The organism is Stenotrophomonas sp. (assembly GCF_032061965.1).
Classification (GTDB): Bacteria; Pseudomonadota; Gammaproteobacteria; order Xanthomonadales; family Xanthomonadaceae; genus Stenotrophomonas.
Window position 1 is genome coordinate 73,121 of sequence record NZ_DAMBEF010000011.1, and the last position, 16,502, is coordinate 89,622.

The following is a 16,502-nucleotide window of genomic DNA, read 5'->3' on the forward strand; positions in this document are numbered from 1 at the left end:
AATTCAAACCCCAGATGCAGCACGCCCACCGTTGTTGCGCAGCCAACGATAGAACGTCACTCCCTGGCGGCTGCCCCCACATCCGCCACCCACGCATCAATCTCGCCTGCCTTGAACGGCCCCAGCTTCTGCTTGAGCACGCGTCCCTGCGCATCAACCAGCACGCTGTAAGGCAGCAGACCCTGCGGATTTCCCAGCTTGACGCTGGCATCGTTCGGCCCCGGCGTCTCGATCACGACCGGGTAATACACCGGCACGTTACCGAGGAAATCCAGCACCGCGTCGGGCGTATCCAGCGCCAGCCCAACCACCTGCGGGCCGTCATCGGCATGGCGCGCGGCAAAGCGCGCCAGCTCCGGCATTTCTTCGATGCAGGGCGCACACCAACTGGCCCATACATTGATCAGCAGCGGCTTGCCCTTGAAGTGATCCGGGAACTGCACCGGCATGCCATCCAGGTCGGGCAGGGTGAAGGCGGGCAGCAGCTCGCCAACCTGCACGCCCTGCACCGGCGTGGCTGACTTCAGCGGTGCGGCAGGTTCATTCATCGAAGGCACGGGCGGTGACGTGGGACGGGTCAACCATGCGCCGGCCGACAAGCCGGCGGCTGCGGCAATGCCTATTGCCCACCACCGCGCCCGCTGCATCAGCGGGCGGCGCGCAGCAGCGCGTCCTCAGCGACCGATTGGGTCAACACGGTCGGCAGCACGCGCGGCGGTGCCCCCGGGCCATAGACCACATACAGCGGCACGCCGACGGCCTTGTGCTTGTCCAGGAACTCGCTGATCTGCGGGTCAACATTGGTCCAGTCGCCGCGCATGTACACCGCATCCACGCGCTTGAGCGTGTCGCGGAACGCATCGCGATCCAGCACATTGCGCTCGTTGGCCTTGCAGGTGACGCACCAGTCGGCGGTCATGTTGACGAAGATCACGCGGTTGTCGGCGCGCAGGCGGTCCAGCATCTGCGGCGAGTAGGCGACGGTGCCGACGTGCGCGCTCTGTGCCTGCGGCGACATGCGGGTCACGCTCCAGACCGGGATAAGCGCCAGCACCGCCAGCACCGCGCCCAGCACCATGCCGACCTTGCGGCTGCGCCAGCGGCTGCGTTCGAACAGCCACAGGCCCAGGCCCAGCACGGTCAGGCCGGCCAGCAGCAGTGCGATCGCATCCACACCCCGCTGCTTGCCCAGCACCCACAGCAACCAGATGGCGGTGAGATACATCGGGAAGGCCATCAGCTGCTTGAAGGTTTCCATCCATGCGCCGGGCTTGGGCAGGCGCCGGGCCAGGGACGGTACAAAGCCGATCAGCAGGAACGGCAGCGCCAGTCCCAGCCCCAGCGCCAGGAACACCAGCATCGCCAAGGCCGGCGGCGCGGTGAACGCATAGGCCAGCGCCGGGCCCATGAACGGTGCGATGCAGGGGCTGGCCACCACGCAGGCCAGTACCCCGGTGAAGAAGTCGCCGGCCCGGCCGCTGCGGCTGGCCAGGGACTGCCCCAGCGCACCGGCGCTGCCGCCGAGGGTGAACACCCCGGACAGGCTCAGGCCCACCAGGAACATCAGGTAGACCAAGGCCGCAATGAACCAGGGATGCTGCAACTGGAAGCCCCAGCCAGCCGCTTGCCCGGCTGCGCGCAGGGCCAGTACCAGCCCGCCGATCGCCGCAAAGGCCACCAGCACGCCAGCGGTGTACCACAGCGCATGGCTGCGCGCGTGGGCACGGCTTTCCCCGCTCTGCGCCAGGCCCAGCACCTTCAGTGACAGCACCGGCAGCACGCAGGGCATCAGGTTCAACACCAGGCCGCCGGCCAGTGCCAGCAACAGGATCCACCACAGTGCCTGGTCGTTGTCGGTAGTGCCCGGCGGTTGGCTGCGCTGCTCATTGTCGGCGGAGGCGTCCGGCGAGGCTTCGGCCAGGCTGGCTGCTTCGCTGGACGGGCGCACCACCAGCGGTTGCGGTGCAGGCGGATTGGCCGGGTCGATCAGTGGCAAGGGCGTGGGCTCGCCCTTCTTGCCACTGGCCAACGGCGGGATGACCAAGGGGGCGACGGTGGCCTCCTCTTTCACCGAAACCTCGCCGGCAGGCAATGACAGCCGCACCCGGCGCGTCATCGGCGGATAGCAGATGCCGTCGGTCTGGCAGCCCTGGAAGGTGACGACCAGGGTGGCCGGGGTGGCGCGGGCATGGTCGCGGCGCAGCGGCAGCGGCACGTCGACCTGGTCGAAGTACACCACCACATTGCCGAAGTGCTCGTCCCGGTGCGACTTGCCGGCCGGCCACTGCGGGCGCCCGGTGCGAATGCCGTTGGCGCCCTCCAGTGCCAGCGAGGTGCGGTCGCGATACAGGTAGTAACCCGGTGCCGGCGAGAAGCGCAGCAACAGGCGGTTGCCGGTATCGACGATGGCTTCAAAGCCGAATGCCTTTTCCGACGGCAGCGGCAGGGCCTGGCTGGGCGCCGCTTCGGTACCGGGCAGGCGCAGGCCGCCACCATTGCTGGCCGCCAACGGGTTGAACATGGGGGCGGCGGCGGGGGCCGTGCTGGCAGCGCCTGAGGGCAAGCGGACTTCCACGGTGCGCTTCTGCGGCGGGTAGCACACGCCGGCATCGGCACAGCCCTGATAGCGGACTTCCAGGGTCACGCTGTCGCTGCCGGCCGCGGCGGTTCCGGGCAGGGTCGCGCGCAACTGGCGGTGGTAGGTTTCCACGTCGCCGAAGAATTCGTCGTGCTTTTTCTCGCCCTGCGGCATCTGCAGCGGGCGGGCATCGAAACCCGGGCCGGCCTTGACGCTGGTGCGGTGGCGATAGAGGTAGTAGCCCGGTGCGATGTCCCAGCGCAGCTCGATCTGGTCACGGCTGCTGGCTTCGGCGGTCAGCGCAAAGGCCTGGTCAACCGGCAGCAGGTCCTTCTCACTGACGGCGAGGGCCGGCAGGGCGCTGAGCGAGAGCAGGCAGAGGGCGGCGATTCGTTGCAACAGCATCATCTATCTAGGTTTCCTCCCGGGTCTGTGCCCGGATCCAATCCAGGTACGGCGGCAGGCCGGCACTGGCGGAGACCGCGAGGATCTCCGGTACGTCGTAGGGGTGTTGCTCGGTGATGGCGGCGCTCAGCGCCTGTAGCCGGTCACCGCAGGTCTTGATCAGCAGCTGCACTTCCTGCGCCTGCTCGATCTGACCCTGCCAGCGGTACACAGACCGCATGGGGGGCAGCAAGTTCACACAGGCGGCCAAGCGGCGCTCCACCAGGTGCTGGGCCAGCGCCTGGGCAGTGTCGTCGTCGGGGCAGGTGCAAAAGACCAGGATTACGTCCATCCGGCCATTGTCGCAGAAGCGGCCAGGACACTTTCGGGCGGAAGTGTTGACAACGTTGTCATGCTGGCTAGAGTAGGGCTGGTCCCGCATGCGGCGACGCCGGTTCAGCTACGGCAAGACCGGGTCCCGGGTGCGCCGCCACGACAGGGTCATGCCTGCCGCCGCGGTTGTGGCGATCCAGTTTCTCTCCCTTGCTGGCGCACCTCGCCGATCCCCCGAGGTGCGCTTTTTTTTGCCTGGAGAGTGCGGGTGCTGGCCGTTTGGCCTGCACCCGCGGTTGCCTCAATTCAATTGGCAGGTGGCCGGTTTGGCTGAGGTGAACAAGGCTTCGCTGACCCATTCAGGATGATCGATGAAGGGGTTGCGGTTGCCCTGGAAGCTGTAGACCACCTCGTTGCGCTCCCGCTCCCTCGCGCTTGGTGGGTCGGCCAGGTGCCATTGCAACAGGGTCGACAGCAGGCCCATGTAGGCCGGGGAACTGGACGTCAGCACGATCTTGCTGCGGTCGTTGGTCAGCTCCAGGTCCGGCTCGCCCTGGCCGGTAACCGGGTGGGCATCACCTTCATAGCGGATTGCCATGTACATCACCGCGCGTGCGATGTCGCCCTTGCGGCCATCCCAGGTTTCAAAGCTGCCGGCGTTGCCGTCTGGGCCGACGAACCAGTTCTTCTGGCCGCGCGCGCTGCCGCCGCCATCGCCGGCGTTGGCCTCGGTGGCCAGCGCGGTGCAGCCGCTGCTGCAGCCGGCCAGCGGCTTGTTGCCACGGCTGGAGTTGAAGTTGGTATCGCTCAGGTAAAGCATGTGTGCGTCGGTGTGCGGCGCATACGGCAGGCCCTTGTCACCGGTGGCCGAGGAGAAGCCCAGCGACTTGGGCCAGGTGTGCTCGCGGTTGTAGGTCAGGCCCGAACCCGTGCCGGCCCGCGCCGACACCTTGGGGTAGCTGCGGTTGCGGTAGATATCCAGGATGTTGTTCGGGTTGTTGGGGTCCTCGTCGGCAATTTCGAGGATGGTCCAGGTATTGGTGCCGGTGCCGCTGTACGGGTAGGAGGTGTGGCCCTTGATCGTTGCATGCAGGGAGCAGCGCAGCTGCGACGGACTGCTGCTGTTGACCTTGGACCAGTAGCCGGCAGTGCTGTTGTTGGCAACGCTGAAGGACACCACGGTGTTGCTGGCCGGGGTCAGACCATCGGCATCGGTGATGCGGCTGGCGGTGACGGTGAGCTGGCAGTTGTCGCCTGCATTGAGCAGGTTCTGCGGGCTCAGCGAGAAGCTGGTGCCGTTGCCGGGATAGGCAAGGCTGACGGCCCCTGCCTGCGTGCATTGCAGCGCGAACGCCCCGCTGGCGGCGGAGACTGCCTCGCTGAATTGCACCTGCAGGTCGGCGGCTACCGCGACATTGTTGGCGCCGTTGGCCGGCAGGGTGCTGGTTACCGAAGGACGCGTCCCGGTGCCGGTGCCGGTACCGGTGAAGGTCTGGTTGAGGTTGCACTGGCCAAAGGTCTGTGCGGCGGAGCTGCGCCAGCTGAAATCGCTGGCTGCCTTGCCGCTGCCGCCCAGTTGCAGCGAGGTGCCTTCTGGCGTGCTGTTGGTTTCCGCCACCGGGATCGTGGCGCTGGTCATGCCGGCGGCCGGACCATTGCTGGCCTTCAGCGACCCCTCGTAACTGAGGAACTGCACAACCTGGCCGTTGCCATCCACCAGGGCGATGCCGTCGTTGCCGCCGTTCTGGATCAGGTTGGTCGAGCGCAGGCTGGCTATCGCAACGTTGCTGCCACAGCTGACCGCACTGCCTGCTGGCAGGCTGCGCGTGCTGTAGGTGGTGCCTGCGCTGGCGCTGGCGCCGTTGTAGAGCACGATCTGGTAAGTGGACAGATCCTCGCCGGCGGTGGCGACGACTTCGATGCCTTCGCCGATATCGCCGTTGCTGTTGTCGTAATGCAGTTCATTGACGAACACCGCTGCGGCGGCGGGTGCGCTGGCCAGGGCGGCGAGCAGGGCCACGGCGGATGGCCGCGTGATCGAACGGATGGTCATGGCATTGTTACCCCATTGGTGGTGGATCCCCGCCAGCGCCAAGGGTAGGCGTTGTAGATGACGGGTTGAAGCAAGCGCTGCCCGGCAAAGGGTGACCGGTACGGCATTACCGCCAATTCCGTAGGCGTCGGTGCTGCACGCGGCCATGTCAACGGCGCGAACACAGGACAACTGTTAAGGTCGCGTGCACAGTGCAGGGCGCGGATGACGCATGGAAATCCCCGGGCAGGATGATTACGAGATCGAGATCGGGTTGCGCCTTGAAAGCCTGCTCGGTGGTCGTGATGTCGATCTTTCGCAATTGATGACCGATATGCAGGGCGAGCTGCGGCAGATTGCCCGCTATCGGCGTCGCCACGGCGCGGTGGGCGAAACCCTGTCCACGACTGCATTGGTCAACGAGGCCTACCTCAAGTTCGCCGCATCGCCAGAATTGTTCGGCGGCATCGATCGCAACCACTTCCTGGCCATTGCCGCGCGCGCGATGCGCAACATCGTGATCAACCATGCACGTGACCGCGTGGCGCAGAAGCGCGGCGCCGGGGCCCGCCACGAAACCCTGAGCAAGGCCGAGCTGGCTGATGTCGATGCCGACATCGCCGAGGCCAATCGCCTGCTCGAACTCAACGACGCGCTGGAACGCCTGGAAAAGGTCCGCCCACGCCTTGCGCGGGTGGTGCAGCTGCGCTACTTCGCCGGCCTGAGCGAGGACGAAACCGGCGAGGTACTGGAGATAGACCGCAGCACCGTGCGCCGCGACTGGCTCAAGGCGCGCGGTTGGCTGTACGACCGCCTGCACACGGAGGATTGATGGAATCCACCGCCGAGGATTGGCTGCGTCGCGAAGCGTTGCTGGATACTTTGCTGGACCTGCCCGAGCCCGAACGCGCCGGTTTCATTGCCCGTGTCGCGGCCAGCAATGCCGATGACGCCGCAGCATTGCGTGGCTGGCTGGCCGGTATCGAACGTTCGGCGGACTACCTGCTGCCAAAGGGGCAGGCCGAGGCCATCGGCCATGCCGGCGAGCTGGTCGGCAACTGGCGTGCCTTGCAGATGATCGGCCGTGGTGGCATGGGCGAGGTCTGGTTGGGTGAGCGTGCCGATGGCCTGTTCGAACGCAAGGTGGCGATCAAGTTCATCCGCGATGACCGGCCGGCACTGGCACGCAACATCGAGTCCGAGCGGCAGGTACTGGCCGGGCTGCAACACCCGGGCATCGTGCGCCTGCTGGATGCGGGCACGCTGGCCGAAGGCCAGCCTTATCTGGTTACCGACCTCATCGAAGGCCGCACCCTGGATGCCTGGTTGCAGCACGCGCAACCGGGTATCGACGTGCGCCTGGACCTGTTCGTGCAGGTGGCCCAGGCCGTTGCCTATGCGCATGAGCGGCTGGTGATCCATCGCGATATCAAGCCGGGCAACATCCTGGTCGACGCGCAGGACCGCGCGCACCTGCTGGATTTCGGCATCGCCCGCGTGCTGGCGCACGACCAGGCCGATGCCGCTGGCGCAACCCAGGTGGCCTTGACCCCGGAATTCGCCGCGCCCGAACTGATCATCGACAACAGCGCCAGCGTGCGTTCGGATGTCTATGCGTTGGGCGGTCTGCTGTACTACCTGTTGTGTGGACGCGCGCCACTGGAACTGGGCGGCCTGGCGCTGGGCGCGATGGTGGCGCGCATCCGCGATGAACTGCCACCGGCACCGGCGGCACAGGGTGTGGCAGCACTGGCGGGCAGTTCGCGTGCGCTGCTGGATGATCTGGATGCCATCGCGCTCAAGGCCCTGGCCAAGCGGCCGGAAGACCGTTATGGCTCGGTGGATGCGTTGTTGGCGGATGTCGCCGCCGCGCGCGCACAGCGGCCGATCGTGGCGCGTACGGCGGATTGGCGCGATCGTTGCCGGCGTTACCTGTACCGGCACCGCATCGGCGTATCAGTGGTCAGCCTGCTGCTGTTGATCCTGGTTGCCGGCCTGGTAGGCACGCTTTGGCAGGCGCATGAGGCGCGCCTGCAGCAGCAACGTGCCGAGGCCGAAGCGCGGCGCGCCACGCAACAGGCAAACACGGCCGGTGCAGTACGTGACTTCCTCATCAGTGTGTTCGAGGCCGCCAACCCGGAGTTGACCGGCGGCAAGACACCGACTGCGCTGGAACTGGTGGACGCCGGCGTGCGCCAGGCCGAAACCACCCTGGCTGGCCAGCCGGAAATGCAGGCGCGCCTGTTCGATGCATTGGCACGCACCTATATTGGCCTGGGCGAATATGCCAAGGCCGAAGCGCTGTCCAAGCGCGGATATGACGCTGCGGTCACCGCGTTGGGCGAAGAAGCGCCATTGGCGCTGGAGCTGGCCATCACCCACGCGCGCACGGTGGGGCAAGGTGATGGCCCGGATGAATCGGCCGCGCAGATGATTGAGAATATTCTGACCAAGCCGGTGCCTGCAGCGCCTGGATCGGGCCGGCAACGTGGTATCGCCGCGTATCAGCTGGCAACCCTGCGCAAACGCGCAGGGCAATTGGATGAAGCCGAACGCTGGTTCACTTATTCGGTCAAGCAACTGCAGGCGCTGGGCGTGCAGGGCGAAATGCCACTGGCCGAAGCGCTGCATCAATACGCCGGGCTGGACGAAGCCAAGGGCAGCCGGGTCGACGCGATTGCACATCTGCGCCAGTCCCTGGCCTTGAACGAGCGGCAGCGGCCGCAGCCGATGTCCGAACTGAACATGGTCCGTGAGGACCTGGCAAACCTGCTCAGTGCGACAGGCGACACCGCCGGTGCGGTGGCGCTGCTGCGCCAGGTGGTGGATGACAACCGTGCCCTGTACGGGCCGGTGCATCAACGCAGCCTCACCAGTGCGGCGTGGCTGGGCCGCGCGCTGGTGAAGCGCAATGAATTTGCCGAGGCCGACGCGCTGTTGACGCAGACGCTGGCAGCGGCACGCGCGCAGTACGGTGATGATGCCGAGCCAACTGCAGCGGCCACGGTTGCCTTGGCCGCGTCGAAGTTGTCACAAGGCGATGTCGATGCGGCCATCGAACTGAGCGAAGCCTCGCACCGCTATGCGGTGGCCAATGGTGGACCGGACAGCTTCCGCGCCATCATCACCACCCAGAATGGGGCGCGCCTGCATATGTTCAAGGGCGACTACGCGGCCACCGAGCGCATCGCCCGCGAGGTATTGGCCTCGCTTGAACGCATCGGCTCGGCCAATACCAACGATGCGCTGGAACTGATCGGCGACAGCCTCAGCTACCGGGGTGACGCTGCCGGGGCGCTTGCCATGCACCAGCAGGCCTTGGACGTGCTGGCGGGCAATGGCGACAACAGCAGCATTGATGTGCAGATGCTCAAGCTGTCGCTGGCAGAGAACGAGCGTGACCTGGGCGAGATGACACTGGCCCGGCAACACGCAGCCGAAGCCTTGGCCGGACTGCAGGCATTGGGCCAGACCGACAAGGATGACCTGGTGGTGAGTACCCGCTTCCTGCAGGCCGAATTCGATCTGCTGCAGGGCAACTGCACTGCGCCAGGAGCCATCGAAGCGCAGGTCGCACAGTACGCCGCCAAGCCGGGCCTATCGCCACTGGCCCAATGGCGTGCGGCCTACGCGGGCTTGTTGCTGGGCATGTGCCAGCGCCAGCAAGGCACGGGCGGCAATGGCGCGACGGCACTGATTCAACGTAATGCGCGGGCATTGCTGGAGTCTTCCATCGCCTCGCCGCAGGCCAAGCAGGTAGCCAGGCAGGCACAGCAGTCACGCTGAACCTGCCTGGCAAGGCATCGCAGGCGGGCGGTGCGCTTACTTGTCGTGCATGGACGGGTCTTCGTTGCGGTGCAGGTTGATGCCGTGCTTGGCCGCATAGGCGTCCTGCAGCTTGTCCAGCGCATCGGTGAGCGTGTCGAACTGGGAGCCCTGCACGTCCATTGCTTCCAGAAGCGGGGCGGCCTGCTCGTCGCTGAAGCCATCGGGCAGATCGGTCAGCTTGAGCATCGCGTCATACCAGCGCACCGCGACTTCCAGTGACGCCACCAGTTTGGCGTGAACTTCGGTGGCGTCGTCCGGCGTTTTCAGTGCCTTCATCTGGTCGCGCATGTCGACGGCTTGCTGGCGCGCGTTGCCCATGCTGAACTTGAAGTCGGCCACGCCTTTGCGTTCCACCATTGCTTCGGTCAGCCGCTCTGCGTCGGCACCGGCACTCCATTGATTGACCTGGGCGATCAGGCTGTTCCAGACGCTGACATTGCGCTCCAGATAGTCGCTGGCCGACGGCCCGATGAGCTGGCTGCAAGCGGCCAGCAGGAGCAGCAGGAGGACGGGGGCAAGGCGATACAGGGTTTTCATTGGTGTTTTCCTTGGCGTGTGCCGGGTCAGTTGCGTGTTACTTGGTCGGTAGCCTGCATACGCGAGAGTTCGTCGCGGGCGTGGGAGGCGGCGAGAAAGTCGCCGATGCGGTTGGCCAGCTTTTCGCAGTTCATGCCGCGGGCACCGGCGTGCAGGGTCAGGCGGGTCTCGTACTGGCCGGTCTTGCGGTTGTGGCTATGCGCGCCAAACAGGTACATCAGCCCCAACGGCGGCGGGGTGAAGCCCGGTGCATGCAATACCGTCACCGAGGTGTGGGTGCTGAAGCCGTTGTACGAGTTCTCCACCACGCCATAGTCTTCAACGCAGACCCAGGGCAACAAGGCGTCGTTGACCACGATGCCGCGCTCGGTCAACGAAAAGCGTGCCTTGCGTGGACCCAGCATCGCCCACAGGCCACCGAGCACCATCAGCGCTCCCAATGCGAAAGCACCGATGGCGCCTGGCCGCGACATCGCGCCGGAGGTAAAGGCGCCGTAGACGAAGATCCCGCCGCACAGGATGAACAATGCCGGCAGCATGATGGCGTGCGGCTTGATGTCGACGCTGCCACGTCCTGCAGCCTCGCACTTGCGCAGTTCGGCGATCGCCGCTTCGCGTTCACTGTGGGATACATCGGCAAATTCCCTTTCCAGCGAGCTTGCAATATCAGTCATGGGATTCTCGTGGTTGACGTGAGGGTTACGCCGCTTCCAGGCCAAGCTCGGCGAGCAGGCGGGAAGCGCGGGTATCGCGGGCGCGGACAATCAGCTCGGGCGTGATCGAAATGCCCAGGGCCTGCAGGCGGCTGCGCAGTGGGGGATGCGTATCCAGGGGGTGGGCCTGCTGGTCCTCCAGGTGTTCGCGGGGATCAGGCAGGCCGCGCTCGTTGACCAGTCGCCGGACCATCGGCAACACGCCTTCGCGTTGCTGCGCTGGCGCATTGCGGTTGTGTGCCAGCACTTCCTCGATGAGCCCCTGCAATACCGCGCTGCGCAGCAACGCCGTTGCCGCCGGCAGGTTGCCGGCTACCTGGGTACTGAAGGCGTCGGCGGCCAGTTCGCGCTTGCGGCTCCAGTGGTGCACGGCTTCATCGAAGCTGTGCAGGAACCACTTCCCGAACAGCGTGGCTGGGGCCGATGCCCATGCCCGCCATCCATCGTCGTCGGCGTCGTGTTCGTTGGTCACCGCCAGGATGCTGCTGACCAGTGATTGATAGATCGGTGCGAAGCGTTGGCCATAGGCGGTGTCTTCGCCGCTGAAATGGCCCAGTTCGTGTGCCACCACCGCCGCTACTTCGCTGCGCTGCATGAAGTTCATATAAGGCAAGGGCAGGTACAGCACGCGCCCTTGCTGCAGCCGCTCGCCGTTGACCAGCGCCACCGGGTGTTCGGTGACGAAGAAGCCCTCGTTCAAGCCGACCACGACCGTGTCAGGCAGGCGTGCACCGGTACGTTGGGCGACGTCGCCCACGAACTCCCACAGCGCCGGTGCCTGTGCCGCCGACAGGGCCTGGCCCATGACCAGGATGGGTTCGGACACGGGACGGCGCAGGGCGGTTCGCAGGGTGTCCCAGATGATCCGCGCGGCATACCAGAGCAAACACAGGGCGATCAGGCCGGCGAGCACCACCAGCTTCATCGCGCCATCGGAAATATACGAGCGATCGATGGCCCGGCCTGCCTCGAATGCCAGCAGCCCAATCAAGGTGGCGAAGATCAGCAGGGTCTGCATCACCATGAAGACCGGCAGCCAGCGCCGGCCCGCCCCGAAGGCGCTGACCAGTGCATCGCGTGATTGCAGCGCACGCCGTGCCGCATTGCGCATCAGGGCCCAGGCGATGCAGAAACTGACCGTTGCCAGCAATGCCAGCGCCAGCGAGAGCTGGGCCAGCGGGCCCAGGTACAGGCCTGCATCGTGGCCATGGGCCACGACCAGCAGCCAATGGCTGGCGCGGTACCACTGCCAGGCGGCGAGCAGGGCAAGCGTAATCGGCAGGCCCAGCCCAACCCATAGCGCCGTCGGTATGCTGCGTGTCGGCAGGCTGCTGTCATCCATGCGCGGCCTCCGTGTCCGTTGCCGTCAGGCAGCGCCAGGCGCCACGCAGTACGAAGGCATAGCCGAGGTTGAACAGCCAACGCCCCACCAGGGTGGCAACGAAGCCGAACAACAGCGGTACCTTCCGTTCGGCCTCCAGCCCCTCCACGACCACCGGTAGTGCCTTGAACGCCATCGCGATGCCGGCGCAGACAAACACCAGGGCCACACAGGCGAACCAGAAGCCGCTGCGCTGGCGGCGCAGCAGCAGGAGGTTGCCGGTAACGCCGAAGCCGGCAATGCCGTACTGGATGGCCGCTTCGGTCCAGGCCTGTGCGGGCGGGTAGGTGCTGGCGGCGCCATTGGCCAGTTGCACGGTCGCGGCCAGGGCCAGCAGGCCCATGACCACGCACAGCGCCAGATCCACTGACAGCCCCGCCTTGACGAGGGTTGGATAGGGCCGCGGCGGGGCGGGCGGCGGTTCTGTAACCAGGGCGATTGCGTCCACTGTGCGCGATCCCCCGGTCAGAACGGGCGCGACGGCAGCCAGCCGTTGTCGCCGTTGACCTTGGAGGCGTAGAAATCGCGGGGCGCCATGAAACCGAAGATCAGCCCGCCGAGGAAGCGCGCGCCATTGGCCAGGGTTTCACCGCCGATCATGTAAAGCACGGTGACGATTACCAGGACAATCGGGATCACGATGGCGGTCAGTACCAGGCCCTTCTTCCACATGCCCTTGGCCAGGTAGTAGAAGAAGCCGAAGGCGAAGGCCAGGGCAAAGCTGGAGATGGGCGGCTTCATCTCCTGGTACGCGGCCTTGCGCTCCGGGCCCTTGGGCAGGGCCTTGAACAGCGGCAGCTGCAGGCCGCCGTACTTCTGGATGCCCTTGAAGTACTGCTTCCAGCGGTCGGAGACATCCAGCTGGTCGATATTGGTGCTGGTCTGGGGGATGGCCGGGGCGGAGCTGGCGGCGTAAGGGTTCTGGTCCATGACGATTCCTCGGTGGTCGGCGCAGGCGGGCGAAGTGCCCCCTTGCCAGATGAATCACCGGACAGGGACCAATTGCGTCATTTTTCTTTCGCGGCCAGCACGGCGGCCCATCTGCGTGCCGGCAAGGGACAGCCAATCAATTTGCGGTGCGGCCCTTGAAAGCCCCCCCGCGGGCCCCAACCTCCCGAACAAGCCCGTTCGACGGGTCTTTTTACGCGTGATGCCGGCATCCCCTTGGTTTTACCGCTGGTGTCGCCGGAATTTCAGGCCAATCAATTACTTAAGAGGTCTTTCATGAGCATCAAGCCGCTTCACGACCGCGTTGTGGTCAAGCCGATCGAAGCCGACGAAATCTCCGCCGGCGGCATCCTGATCCCGGATTCGGCCAAGGAAAAGTCCACCAAGGGTGAAGTCGTGGCCGTGGGCCCGGGCAAGCCGCTGGACAACGGTTCGGTGCGCGCCCCGTCGCTGAAGGTTGGCGACAAGGTCATTTACGGCCAGTACGCCGGTTCGTCCTACAAGGCCGAAGGCGTCGAGTACAAGGTGCTGCGCGAAGACGACGTGCTTGCCGTCATCGGCTGAGCCGCCGCGCTGCCTGTTCCTGTAATACCCCTTTCCCGATAAAAGCAGCCGAGCTTGGCTCGGCTCTACTCAGAGGTAATCGCAATGGCTGCCAAGGATATTCGTTTCGGTGAAGACGCCCGTTCGCGCATGGTGCGCGGCGTCAACGTTCTCGCCAATGCCGTCAAGGCAACCCTGGGCCCGAAGGGCCGCAACGTCGTGCTCGAGAAGAGCTTCGGCGCCCCGACCATCACCAAGGACGGCGTGTCCGTTGCCAAGGAAATCGAACTGGCTGACAAGTTCGAGAACATGGGCGCGCAGATGGTGAAGGAAGTTGCTTCGCGCACCAATGACGACGCTGGCGACGGCACCACCACCGCCACCGTGCTGGCCCAGGCCCTGATCCGCGAAGGCGCCAAGGCTGTTGCCGCCGGTATGAACCCGATGGACCTCAAGCGCGGTATCGACAAGGCCGTGATCGCCGCCGTCGCCGAGCTGAAGAACATCTCCAAGCCCACCGCTGACGACAAGGCCATTGCCCAGGTCGGCACCATCTCGGCCAACTCGGACGAGTCGATCGGCAACATCATTGCCGAAGCGATGAAGAAGGTCGGCAAGGAAGGCGTGATCACCGTTGAAGAAGGCTCGGGCCTGGAAAACGAGCTGGACGTCGTCGAAGGCATGCAGTTCGACCGCGGCTACCTGTCCCCGTACTTCATCAACAACCAGCAGTCGCAGACCGCTGACCTGGATGACCCGTTCATCCTGCTGCACGACAAGAAGATCTCCAACGTGCGTGACCTGCTGCCGGTGCTGGAAGGCGTCGCCAAGGCTGGCAAGCCGCTGCTGATCATCGCCGAAGACATCGAAGGCGAAGCGCTGGCTACCCTGGTGGTCAACACCATCCGTGGCATCGTCAAGGTCGTGGCCGTCAAGGCGCCGGGCTTCGGCGACCGTCGCAAGGCGATGCTGGAAGACATGGCCGTGCTGACCGGCGGCACCGTGATCTCCGAAGAAGTTGGCCTGTCGCTGGAAAAGGCCACCATCAAGGACCTGGGCCGCGCCAAGAAGGTGCAGGTTTCCAAGGAAAACACCACCATCATCGACGGCGCTGGCGAAGCAGCCGGCATCGAGTCGCGCGTCAAGCAGATCAAGACCCAGATCGAAGAGACCTCTTCGGACTACGATCGCGAGAAGCTGCAGGAACGCGTTGCCAAGCTGGCCGGCGGCGTTGCCGTGATCAAGGTCGGTGCCTCGACCGAAATCGAAATGAAGGAAAAGAAGGATCGCGTTGACGACGCCCTGCACGCTACCCGCGCAGCCGTCGAAGAAGGCGTGGTCCCGGGCGGCGGCGTCGCCCTGGTGCGCGCTGTCACCGCACTGGCTGGCCTGAAGGGCAACAACGAAGACCAGAACCACGGCATCCAGATCGCCCTGCGCGCGATGGAAGCGCCGCTGCGCGAAATCGTTGCCAACGCCGGTGAAGAGCCGTCGGTCATCGTCAACAAGGTCAAGGAAGGCACCGGCAGCTTCGGCTACAACGCCGCTTCGGGCGAGTTCGGCGACATGCTGGAATTCGGCATCCTGGACCCGACCAAGGTGACCCGTTCGGCGCTGCAGAACGCAGCTTCGATCGCTGGCCTGATGATCACCACCGAAGCCATGGTTGCCGAAGCTCCGAAGAAGGACGAGCCGGCAATGGGCGGCGCAGGTGGCATGGGCGGCATGGGTGGCATGGGCGGCATGGACTTCTAAGTCCGCCGCAGCCTCACCGCTGCTTGTAGTACACAAAACCCCGCCGAAAGGCGGGGTTTTGTTTTGCCGGGATGATCAATCCAGGCGTATCGGTGCGCGCAACCGTGCATTGAGGCGGTCCACCCACCAACGCAGTCCGCCGCGCCAGAAGCCATGCAGGCGTGCCTGGTGGCTGCGGTACAGCAGGGTGTGGCTGAACTGTGCCAGGCGGCCACGGATCGTGCCGCCTTTGAAAAAGCCGAATTGGCCAAGTGAGCCGAAGGCGTCGTAGTCGCCCAGCGAGACCAATGCGCCGAAGTCGCGATAGCGGAAGTCCGGCGCACGCTTGCCGGCCAGAATACTGGGCAAGGTGCGGATCAGGTGGCGGGCCTGCTGGTGCGCCACTTGTGCGGTGGGCGGGAGCACCCTGCCTTCCAACGCTAGGCAGGCGCAGTCGCCGACAGCATGGATGGACGCGTCGCGTGTGGTCTGCAGATTGCCCAGGATCCGCAGTTGGTTATTGGCGTTGACCTCCAGCCCATCCAGATCGGCCAGCAGATTCGGGGCCTTCACGCCGGCCGCCCAGACCTTCAATGAAGCGGGCAGGGTGCCGTTGTCCAGAACCAGGCCGTCAGCGGTAGCCGCCTTGACCCGGGTATTCAGCATTACCCTGACGTCCAGGCGGTGCAGCCGCGCGCCGGTGGCGGCGGAGATGTCCTCCGGGAAAGCAGGCAACAGCCGTGGGCCGGCTTCGATCAGGGTGATCGACATCCGGGTGGCCAGGCCTTCGATGCCGTAGGCATCGGCAGTCTGCGCCAGCTGCACCAGCTCTGCGGCAAGCTCGACGCCGGTAGCGCCGCCGCCGATGATGGCAATCGACAACGGCGCTTGCCGCGTCATGCTCTGCAGCATGCGGATGCGCACTTCCTGATTGAAGGCGATGGCCAGCCGTCGCGAGTCGATCCTGAAACAATGAGCGGCGACGCCGGGTGTGCGGAAATCATTGGTCTGGCTGCCGACGGCCAGTATCAGGCGGTCATAGCCCAGGCGCCTTGCCGGCATCAGCACGCGGCCATCGGCGGCGTGGATGGCGGCCAGTTCGATCTCGCGTGCGCTGCGATCCAGCCCGCGCAGTTCGCCCGGCTCATAGCGAAAGCCGGCGTCGCGCGCCTGCGCCAGATACGTGGTCTGCTGCTGCGAGACATCCCGCGTGCCAGCGGCGATGGTGTGCAGCATGGGTTTCCAGACGTGCGCGGTGTCGTTGTCGACCAGGATGACCTGCGGGTCCCCCGGCCACCGCCGCCAGCGCCTGCCCAGCGCGGTGGCGATCTCGATCCCCGCCACGCCGCCGCCCACGATCACGATCCGTTGTTGCTTCTGCATCAGCACTTGCTCGCACGCTTGCGGCCTGGTGGCATTCACTGCGCCAGGCAGGGGTTATTCCATCGGTATTCGATCCGGGCGGTGACAACGTGGTTGGTCGCGCCTCCC

General features: G+C 65.5%; 14 protein-coding genes. 4 read left to right on the plus strand and 10 right to left on the minus strand.

All coding sequences use genetic code 11. The features are described from left to right. Positions 1–56: 56 nt before the first annotated feature. From RT460_RS07985 to RT460_RS08000, 4 genes are all read right to left on the minus strand, one after another. Positions 57–647 (minus strand): TlpA disulfide reductase family protein, encoded by a 591-nt coding sequence (locus RT460_RS07985; protein ID WP_313318265.1) that lies wholly within the window; start codon positions 645–647, stop codon positions 57–59. Then, a complete protein-coding gene (locus RT460_RS07990) occupies positions 647–2,986 on the minus strand; it encodes a protein-disulfide reductase DsbD (RefSeq protein ID WP_313318266.1) in 2,340 nt (779 codons plus the stop codon). Before RT460_RS07990 ends, RT460_RS07985 begins: the two co-directional genes overlap by 1 nt. A gap of 4 nt (positions 2,987–2,990) precedes the next feature. Then, the gene (cutA, locus tag RT460_RS07995) at positions 2,991–3,314 is read right to left on the minus strand and encodes a divalent-cation tolerance protein CutA (RefSeq protein WP_313318267.1); all 324 of its coding nucleotides are present in this window, start codon (positions 3,312–3,314) and stop codon (positions 2,991–2,993) included. A 282-nt stretch (positions 3,315–3,596) separates the two neighbouring features. Beyond that, positions 3,597–5,348 (minus strand): endonuclease, encoded by a 1,752-nt coding sequence (locus tag RT460_RS08000; protein ID WP_313318268.1) that lies wholly within the window; start codon positions 5,346–5,348, stop codon positions 3,597–3,599. 211 nt (positions 5,349–5,559) lie between these two features. Here RT460_RS08000 and RT460_RS08005 point away from each other — a divergent pair, with 211 nt between their 5' ends. Together RT460_RS08005 and RT460_RS08010 are read left to right on the plus strand one after the other, a co-directional pair. Continuing rightward, positions 5,560–6,159 (plus strand): ECF-type sigma factor, encoded by a 600-nt coding sequence (locus RT460_RS08005; RefSeq protein ID WP_313318269.1) that lies wholly within the window; start codon positions 5,560–5,562, stop codon positions 6,157–6,159. Then, the gene (locus RT460_RS08010; RefSeq protein WP_313318270.1) at positions 6,159–9,113 is read left to right on the plus strand and encodes a serine/threonine-protein kinase; all 2,955 of its coding nucleotides are present in this window, start codon (positions 6,159–6,161) and stop codon (positions 9,111–9,113) included. The genes RT460_RS08005 and RT460_RS08010 overlap by 1 nt, the downstream gene beginning before the upstream one ends. A 36-nt stretch (positions 9,114–9,149) precedes the next feature. On the opposite strand, the gene RT460_RS08015 is transcribed toward RT460_RS08010, so the two are convergent. The 5 genes from RT460_RS08015 to RT460_RS08035 are packed head-to-tail and all read right to left on the minus strand — an operon-like array spanning position 9,150 to position 12,716. Further along, positions 9,150–9,692, minus strand: coding sequence for a hypothetical protein (locus tag RT460_RS08015; protein ID WP_313318271.1), 543 nt, complete (start codon positions 9,690–9,692; stop codon positions 9,150–9,152). 26 nt (positions 9,693–9,718) lie between these two features. Further along, positions 9,719–10,366, minus strand: coding sequence for a hypothetical protein (locus RT460_RS08020; RefSeq protein WP_313318272.1), 648 nt, complete (start codon positions 10,364–10,366; stop codon positions 9,719–9,721). A 25-nt stretch (positions 10,367–10,391) separates the two neighbouring features. Beyond that, on the minus strand, positions 10,392–11,747 hold the full coding sequence (locus RT460_RS08025; RefSeq protein WP_313318273.1) for a M48 family metallopeptidase: 1,356 nt from the start codon (positions 11,745–11,747) through the stop codon (positions 10,392–10,394). Further along, positions 11,740–12,234, minus strand: coding sequence for a hypothetical protein (locus tag RT460_RS08030; RefSeq protein ID WP_313318274.1), 495 nt, complete (start codon positions 12,232–12,234; stop codon positions 11,740–11,742). Before RT460_RS08030 ends, RT460_RS08025 begins: the two co-directional genes overlap by 8 nt. 17 nt (positions 12,235–12,251) lie before the next feature. Then, positions 12,252–12,716: a DUF2628 domain-containing protein gene (locus tag RT460_RS08035; RefSeq protein ID WP_313318275.1), complete on the minus strand. Its 465-nt coding sequence runs from the start codon at positions 12,714–12,716 to the stop codon at positions 12,252–12,254. 294 nt (positions 12,717–13,010) lie between these two features. Between RT460_RS08035 and RT460_RS08040 the strand changes: the two genes are divergently transcribed. Together RT460_RS08040 and groL are read left to right on the plus strand one after the other, a co-directional pair. Continuing rightward, complete coding sequence (locus RT460_RS08040) at positions 13,011–13,298, plus strand: co-chaperone GroES (protein WP_057626824.1); 288 nt, start codon at positions 13,011–13,013, stop codon at positions 13,296–13,298. 84 nt (positions 13,299–13,382) lie between these two features. Further along, entirely contained in the window at positions 13,383–15,032 is a 1,650-nt protein-coding gene (gene groL / locus RT460_RS08045) for a chaperonin GroEL (RefSeq protein WP_313318276.1), read from the plus strand. Between the two features lie 75 nt (positions 15,033–15,107). On the opposite strand, the gene RT460_RS08050 is transcribed toward groL, so the two are convergent. Further along, positions 15,108–16,394 carry an NAD(P)/FAD-dependent oxidoreductase gene (locus RT460_RS08050; protein WP_313318277.1) on the minus strand — a complete coding sequence of 429 codons (1,287 nt, stop codon included), beginning with the start codon at positions 16,392–16,394 and terminating at the stop codon, positions 15,108–15,110. Positions 16,395–16,502: the final 108 nt, after the last annotated feature.

Bases quoted from the DNA above. Each gene is read 5' to 3' on its own strand.
- RT460_RS07985 (WP_313318265.1), bottom strand. From the start codon at position 647: ATGCAGCGGGCGCGGTGGTGGGCAATAGGCATTGCCGCAGCCGCCGGC.
- RT460_RS07990 (WP_313318266.1), bottom strand. From the start codon at position 2,986: ATGATGCTGTTGCAACGAATCGCCGCCCTCTGCCTGCTCTCGCTCAGC.
- cutA (WP_313318267.1), bottom strand. From the start codon at position 3,314: ATGGACGTAATCCTGGTCTTTTGCACCTGCCCCGACGACGACACTGCC.
- RT460_RS08000 (WP_313318268.1), bottom strand. From the start codon at position 5,348: ATGACCATCCGTTCGATCACGCGGCCATCCGCCGTGGCCCTGCTCGCC.
- RT460_RS08005 (WP_313318269.1), top strand. From the start codon at position 5,560: ATGGAAATCCCCGGGCAGGATGATTACGAGATCGAGATCGGGTTGCGC.
- RT460_RS08010 (WP_313318270.1), top strand. From the start codon at position 6,159: ATGGAATCCACCGCCGAGGATTGGCTGCGTCGCGAAGCGTTGCTGGAT.
- RT460_RS08015 (WP_313318271.1), bottom strand. From the start codon at position 9,692: ATGAAAACCCTGTATCGCCTTGCCCCCGTCCTCCTGCTGCTCCTGCTG.
- RT460_RS08020 (WP_313318272.1), bottom strand. From the start codon at position 10,366: ATGACTGATATTGCAAGCTCGCTGGAAAGGGAATTTGCCGATGTATCC.
- RT460_RS08025 (WP_313318273.1), bottom strand. From the start codon at position 11,747: ATGGATGACAGCAGCCTGCCGACACGCAGCATACCGACGGCGCTATGG.
- RT460_RS08035 (WP_313318275.1), bottom strand. From the start codon at position 12,716: ATGGACCAGAACCCTTACGCCGCCAGCTCCGCCCCGGCCATCCCCCAG.
- RT460_RS08040 (WP_057626824.1), top strand. From the start codon at position 13,011: ATGAGCATCAAGCCGCTTCACGACCGCGTTGTGGTCAAGCCGATCGAA.
- groL (WP_313318276.1), top strand. From the start codon at position 13,383: ATGGCTGCCAAGGATATTCGTTTCGGTGAAGACGCCCGTTCGCGCATG.
- RT460_RS08050 (WP_313318277.1), bottom strand. From the start codon at position 16,394: ATGCAGAAGCAACAACGGATCGTGATCGTGGGCGGCGGCGTGGCGGGG.